We start from the raw sequence: 6,775 nt of genomic DNA on the forward strand, positions 1-6,775 counted from the left end.
GCTCAGAGATGTGTATAAGAGACAGTGGGCGGTGCGACCGCGGTGCTGGACGGCCTGAAGACCTACGGCACCGCCCAGCTCAACACCGGCAAGGGCAAGCAGGACCTTCTCGCCGGGCTGTTCGAGATGACCGTCGACGGCGGCGGCAAGCTCAAGACGTACTGCATCGACATCCACAACCCCACCCAGGACCGCGCGAAGTACCTGGAGACCCCCTGGGACCAGTCCTCGCTCGGTGCCAACCAGGACGCGGGCAAGATCCGCTGGATCCTGCAGCACTCCTACCCGCAGGTCGACGACTTCGCGGCGCTCGCCAAGGAGGCGGGGACCGGACCGCTCAACGAGAAGACGGCCGCCGTCGGTACCCAGGTCGCCATCTGGCGCTTCTCGGACAAGGCCGACGTCACGGCCAAGGACGCGAACGCCGAGAAGCTCGCCGACTGGCTGGAGAAGAACGCCCAGGACGTCGCGGAGCCCAAGGCGTCCGTGGCACTGTCCCCGGCCGCGGTCTCCGGCAAGGCCGGTGAGCGGCTCGGCCCGATCACCGTCCACACCGACGCCGGCCAGGTCTCGGTGGCGGCGCCCGCCGACGCCGCCGCCAGCGGTGTCCAGGTCACCGACAAGGACGGCAAGGCCGTCACCGAGGCGGCCAACGGCTCCGAGCTCTACTTCGCCGTCCCCGAGGACACCGCGGACGGCTCCGCCTCGCTCTCCGTCCAGGCCTCGACCTCTGTGCCCGTGGGCCGGGTCTTCGCCGGGCTGACCAAGAGCCAGACGATGATCCTCGCCGGTTCCAGCGAGTCCACCGTCTCCGCGACGGCGACCGCCACCTGGGCGAAGAAGGGGGCCGTCCCGGCGGTCACCGCGGAGAAGAACTGCGCCAAGGGCGGCGTCGACATCACCGCGAGCAACACGGGCGACGAGGCGTTCACCTTCGAGCTCGCCGGTACCGAGCACACCATCCCCGCCGGTGAGACCCGCACGGTGACCGTCCCGGTCGGCGAGGACGAGGCCTACGACTTCACGATCACCGGCCCCGGTGGCTTCGAGAAGAACTTCAAGGGCGTCCTGGACTGCGAGACCGCCGGTACCCCCGCCCCGGGTGACAACGGCGGAACCGACACCCAGACCGGTGCCGGCCCGTCGCCCGTCGCCACCGACAGCGGCTCGGCCGGTACCTCCACGGGTGGTGGCGACCTCGCCGCGACCGGTGGTTCCAGCGCCACCCCGGTCATCGCGGGTGTCGCGATCGCCCTGGTCGTCGTCGGCGGCGGCGCGGTCTTCATGCTCCGCCGGAAGAAGCCGCAGACCAGCGGTGAGTGACTGAGGCAGTGACCCCCGGCGCGCCGTGCGTGTGAGTACGCGCCGGTGACGGGCCCGGTACGGACATCCGTACCGGGCTCTGTCGCGTTCCGGGGCGGCGCCGGGACGTTCACCGTCCGGCAGCGGTTCCCCGGCCCGGCCCACGTCCCGGAGCGAGGCCGGAGGGCCCCGGGAGGGCGCGCGGTCGCGCCCGGAGGGCGGACGGGTTTCCGTCCGGGTGCGGACGTCAGGCAAGATGGGTGTATCTGCCCACACCTCTATTGCTGCCGGACGGTTTCTCTTGGCTGAGTACATCTACACCATGCGCAAGACGCGCAAGGCGCACGGCGACAAGGTGATTCTCGACGACGTCAATCTGAACTTCCTGCCCGGCGCGAAGATCGGTGTCGTGGGGCCCAACGGCGCCGGTAAGTCCACGGTGCTGAAGATCATGGCGGGCCTGGAGCAGCCGTCCAACGGCGACGCGTTCCTGTCGCCCGGCTACAGCGTCGGCATCCTCATGCAGGAGCCGGAGCTCGACGAGAACAAGACCGTCCTGGAGAACGTCCAGGACGGCGCCGCCGAGACCATGGGCAAGCTCAAGCGCTTCAACGAGGTCGCCGAGCTGATGGCGACGGACTACTCCGACGCGCTCATGGACGAGATGGGCAAGCTCCAGGAGGACCTGGACCACGCCAACGCCTGGGACCTGGACGCCCAGCTGGAGCAGGCCATGGACGCCCTGGGCTGCCCGCCCGGCGACTGGCCCGTGGTCAACCTCTCCGGTGGCGAGAAGCGCCGCGTGGCGCTCTGCAAGCTGCTGATCGAGGCCCCTGACCTCCTCCTCCTCGACGAGCCCACCAACCACCTCGACGCCGAGTCGGTGAACTGGCTGGAGCAGCACCTCTCGAAGTACGCGGGCGCCGTCGTCGCCGTCACGCACGACCGGTACTTCCTGAACAACGTCGCCGAGTGGATCCTCGAACTCGACCGCGGCCGGGCCCTGCCCTACGAGGGCAACTACTCCACCTACCTCGACAAGAAGGCGACCCGCCTCAAGGTCGAGGGCCGCAAGGACGAGAAGCGCGCCAAGCGGCTCAAGGAGGAGCTGGAGTGGGTCCGCTCCAACGCCAAGGGCCGGCAGACCAAGTCCAAGGCACGTCTCGCCCGCTACGAGGAGATGGCGGCCGAGGCGGACAAGATGCGGAAGCTGGACTTCGAGGAGATCCAGATCCCGCCGGGCCCCCGGCTCGGTTCCATCGTCGTCGAGGTCGAGCACCTCTCCAAGGCCTTCGGTGACAAGGTCCTCATCGACGACCTGTCGTTCACGCTGCCGCGCAACGGCATCGTCGGCGTCATCGGTCCGAACGGCGCGGGCAAGACCACGCTGTTCAAGATGCTCCAGGGCCTGGAGACGCCGGACTCCGGCTCCATCAAGGTCGGCGACACGGTCAAGATCTCCTACGTCGACCAGTCCCGCGCCAACATCGACCCCAAGAAGACCCTCTGGGCCGTCGTGTCGGACGAGCTGGACTACATCAACGTCGGCCAGGTCGAGATGCCCTCGCGGGCGTACGTCTCCGCGTTCGGCTTCAAGGGCCCGGACCAGCAGAAGCCGGCCGGGGTCCTCTCCGGTGGTGAGCGCAACCGCCTCAACCTGGCGCTGACGCTCAAGGAGGGCGGCAACCTGCTGCTCCTCGACGAGCCCACCAACGACCTCGACGTCGAGACCCTCTCCTCGCTGGAGAACGCGCTGCTGGAGTTCCCCGGCGCCGCGGTGGTCATCTCCCACGACCGCTGGTTCCTGGACCGCGTCGCCACGCACATCCTGGCGTACGAGGGCGACTCCACGTGGTACTGGTTCGAGGGCAACTTCGAGTCGTACGAGAAGAACAAGGTGGAGCGCCTGGGTGCGGACGCGGCCCGGCCGCACCGCGCCACGTACAAGAAGCTCACGCGAGGCTGACCGTGGCGCGTCATATCTACAGCTGCCCGCTGCGCTGGTCGGACATGGATGCCTTCGGCCACGTGAACAACGTGGTCTTCCTCCGCTACCTGGAGGAGGCGCGCATCGACTTCATGTTCCGGCTGGCGCCGGGGGACGGTTCGCCGTCCTTCGCGGGCGGGTCCGTCGTGGCCCGGCACGAGATCGACTACGTGCGCCCGCTGGTGCACCGGCACACGCCGGTGACCGTCGAGTCCTGGGTCACGAAGATCGGCGCGGCGTCGCTGACGATCGCGTACGAGATCAAGGACCCCGAGCAGGTCTACGTCAGGGCGTCGACGGTCGTCGTGCCCTACGACCTGGCGGCGGAGCGGCCCCGGCGGATCAGCGCCGAGGAGAAGCTCTTCCTCCAGGAGTACCTGGAGCAGGAGCCGGCTGTCGCATGACGGTGTCCGTACGGTCGCTGGGGTTCGCCGACGTGAGGGAGGTGGCCGACCTCGCCGCCTTCCTCGGCCGGCTGCTCCACTACGACCGGGCCGCCGCCGTCCGCCTCCAGGCGCTGTCTCTTATACACATCGTCGTTCGAGGTCCTCGCGGTCCGTACGGCCCGGCTGGCCGGCAGCCACGAATTCGACGTCACGGTCTCGGCCGGGGAACTCCTCGAAGCGCTGGACCCGCAGGGCGCCGACGGGCCGGTGGCCGACCTGCCCGGACCCGTCACCGGCCCGCCGTGGACCGGGGTGCTGCCGTGGACCGGGGTGCTGCCGCCCCGCGGCGGCTGGCGGACCCGCCCCGGGCTGCCGTCACCGGTGGAGCTGGGGGCCGCGCTCGCCGATGCCGTCGCCGAGTTCCGGGCCCGGGACGCGGCGCTGCCCGAGGACCGGCGTACCCGGGCCGAGCGGGACCTGATCGGCCACGACATCTGGTCCCGGACCGTCGGCTCCACCGACCTGCCGCTGCGCGCCGTGCACGCCGCCCAGTCCCTGGGTTTCCTTCGCCCGGCACCCGATCTCCCCGTCGCCCTGCTCACGGCCGGTTCGTGGCTGCGGCTGCGTACCCCGTTCGGGTCGGTGGCCCTCAGGGACGCGCGCGGCGGGCTCGGCGGCCTCGCGGTGACCGTCCAGAGGGCCTGACCGTCCAGAGGGCCTGACCGTCCGGGAGGCCGGGCCGTCCGCCGGAGCGCCCGGCCCGGGGCGGCCCTCAGCCCTCCCGGGCGTCCCGCTTCCCCTGCGCGTCCGGCCACACCCCGATGTGATCCTGTTCCAGCTCCAGCATCACCCGGTGCTCCATGCCCAGGGCCTCGGTGTAGTCGGCGGGCAGTTGCAGCCGTCCCGCCCGGTCGAGCATCGCGTACTCCCGGGCCACCTGGGACTCCTGGCCCGTCGCCGCGTCCACCTCGGTGTGCCGCAGCACCTCGGAGGAGGTCCGGCCGTCGCGGATCGCGACCGTACGGCGCACCTCGCTCGCCACCGCCTGGTCGTGGGTCACGATCACGATCGTGGTGCCCAGCTCCTCGTTGGCCCGCCGGAAGGCGGCGAAGACCTGCTCACCCGTGGCCGAGTCCAGCTCACCGGTCGGCTCGTCCGCCAGCAGCACCGACGGGTCGTTGGCCAGCGCCACCGCGATCGCGACATCTGCGCCGGACGGCGGTCCCGGCAGTCCTCGACCTCCAGCATCCGCAGCAGCGACTCCGCCCGCTCGGCCCGCGCACGGCCCCGGCCCCCACCGCGCAACTGCATCGGCAGCGTCACGTTCTGCGTGGCCGTCAGGTACGACAGCAGGTTACGCGCGGTCTGCTGCCAGACGAAGCCCACCACGTCCCGGCGGTAGCCCAGGCGCTCCTTGGACCCCATCGCCAGCAGGTCGCGGCCCGCCACCTTCGCCGACCCCGCGGTGGGCACGTCGAGCCCCGCCAGGATGTTCATCAAGGTGGACTTGCCGCTGCCCGAGGCCCCGACCAGCGCCATCAACTCGCCCTCGGTGACGAGCAGGTCGAGGCCCTGGAGCGCCTGTACCTCCACCCCGTCCGCGGAGAAGACACGCACCAGCCGGTCGCAGGCGATCAGGGCGTCGTGACCGTACGACGGCCGGTCGCGGCGTACGGCGGCCCGCTGTTCGAGTTCCGCCAGGGTGGTCTCTGTGGACGACGTCATCGGGTGTCTCCTGCCCTGAGTTCCTTGGTCGATCCGCGGCGGCCCGCCCACCAGGCCTGCACACCGGCCACGGCGGCGGTCAGCAGGACCACGCCGAGCGCCGGGACGACCAGCGAGACGGCGTCGGCCCGGAGCGAGGCGGTGTGCGGCGTCGCGGTGTCCGCGTCGGCCAGCGCGAGGACGCCCAGGTCGACACCGGGTGCCAGCAGGGCGATGGTCACCCAGCCGACGAGGACCCCGCCCGCCGCGGCCAGCAGCGCCTGCGGCATGGCCTCGGCCGCGAGCAGCCGGCGGCCCTGACGGGTGGTGAGCCCCATGGTGCGCAGCCGGGCCAGCAGCGTGGTGCGCTCCGGCGCCGTCCGCAGCAGCGAGAGCAGCACGGCCAGCACCGCGTAACCGGCGCCGGCGGCGACCGCAACGGCGTAGATCCGTTCGGCGCCCGACTGGAGCGGGGTGTCGAGATACGTCTCGCGCTCCGCCGAACGCAGCCGCACCGTGAGCGCCGGGGCCGCGTCGTGCACCGCGGACCGCAGCGCGGTGCCGTCCAGACCGGCCCCGGTGACCAGCAGGGTCGTGGGGCCGGTCACGTCGAGCGAGGCCCGGTCGACGATCAGGAAGTCCGAGGAGTCCACCGCGGGGGTGGCGGTGCGGACCGCGACGACCCGCACCCGGATGTCACCGCCCTCCGACCGGACGGTGCGCGGCCCGTCGCCGAGCCGCTCCGCCACCGAGGGCGAGGCGATCGCGGGCAGCACCGGGTTGGTCCCCCCGCCCGCCTCCAGCAGACCGGCGGAGAAGGAGGAGGGGCCGGACCCGCGGACCAGCCGGGCGTACGGCTCCGGGTCCACGCCCAGCAGCGTCGCCCGCTTCGTGTCCGACGCCGCGTCCCGGGACGAGCTCAGCGGGACCGCGTACTCGATGCGGACGGCCGTCACGTCCTGGACCCCGGACACCTCCCGGACGTCATCGGCCAGACCGTCCGTGAGCGCCGCCGGGCCACCCTCCCCGCTGATCCGGGCGTCCGCCCCCACCGCCCGCAGCGCCGCGTCGTCCCGTGCGCCGGCGACCCCCGCGAGGACCGAGCCGCCGAACGCCGCCGTGGTCAGCGCGATCAGCAGGGCCAGCAAGGGCAGCAGGGCGCTCGCCGAGGACCGGCCGGCCCGGGCCAGCGAGAGGAACCCCACCGCCCCGCGCAGCCGCGCCACCGGCCGGGACGCCAGCCGCAGCCCGCACCAGGACCAGCGCGGCGATCAGCCCCACCAGTACGGGGGCGGCGCTGACCAGCAGGTCCCCGTCGGAGCCCGTACCCCGGCGGCGCAGCGCGGTGACCGCGCCGACCGCCAGGACGAGCAGGGTCAGCTCGGCCACCGTGCGC

3 protein-coding genes and 3 pseudogenes are annotated in these 6,775 nt (G+C 72.0%); 4 read left to right on the top strand and 2 right to left on the bottom strand.

What is annotated here, in order from left to right:
* Positions 1–24 precede the first annotated feature (24 nt).
* The 4 genes and pseudogenes from IH13_RS0116720 (at position 25) to IH13_RS37665 (ending at position 4,380) form a co-directional block, all read left to right on the top strand.
* On the top strand, positions 25–1,323 hold the full coding sequence (locus IH13_RS0116720; RefSeq protein WP_063837453.1) for an LAETG motif-containing sortase-dependent surface protein: 1,299 nt from the start codon (positions 25–27) through the stop codon (positions 1,321–1,323).
* A 280-nt stretch (positions 1,324–1,603) separates the two neighbouring features.
* On the top strand, positions 1,604–3,268 hold the full coding sequence (gene ettA / locus IH13_RS0116725) for an energy-dependent translational throttle protein EttA (RefSeq protein WP_082317628.1): 1,665 nt from the start codon (positions 1,604–1,606) through the stop codon (positions 3,266–3,268).
* A 2-nt stretch (positions 3,269–3,270) separates the two neighbouring features.
* Entirely contained in the window at positions 3,271–3,693 is a 423-nt protein-coding gene (locus IH13_RS0116730; protein WP_031085218.1) for an acyl-CoA thioesterase, read from the top strand.
* Positions 3,690–4,380, top strand: a pseudogene (locus IH13_RS37665) (hypothetical protein). The gene IH13_RS0116730 and the pseudogene IH13_RS37665 overlap by 4 nt, the downstream one beginning before the upstream one ends.
* Positions 4,381–4,447: 67 nt before the next feature.
* Here the strand turns inward: IH13_RS37665 and IH13_RS37670 are convergent.
* Positions 4,448–5,400 (bottom strand): annotated as a pseudogene (locus tag IH13_RS37670) (ATP-binding cassette domain-containing protein).
* Positions 5,397–6,775, bottom strand: a pseudogene (locus IH13_RS37675) (FtsX-like permease family protein); the annotation flags it as partial. The pseudogenes IH13_RS37670 and IH13_RS37675, both read right to left, overlap by 4 nt.

Source organism: Streptomyces sp. NRRL WC-3549, from assembly GCF_000721935.1.
GTDB lineage: Bacteria > Actinomycetota > Actinomycetes > Streptomycetales > Streptomycetaceae > Streptomyces.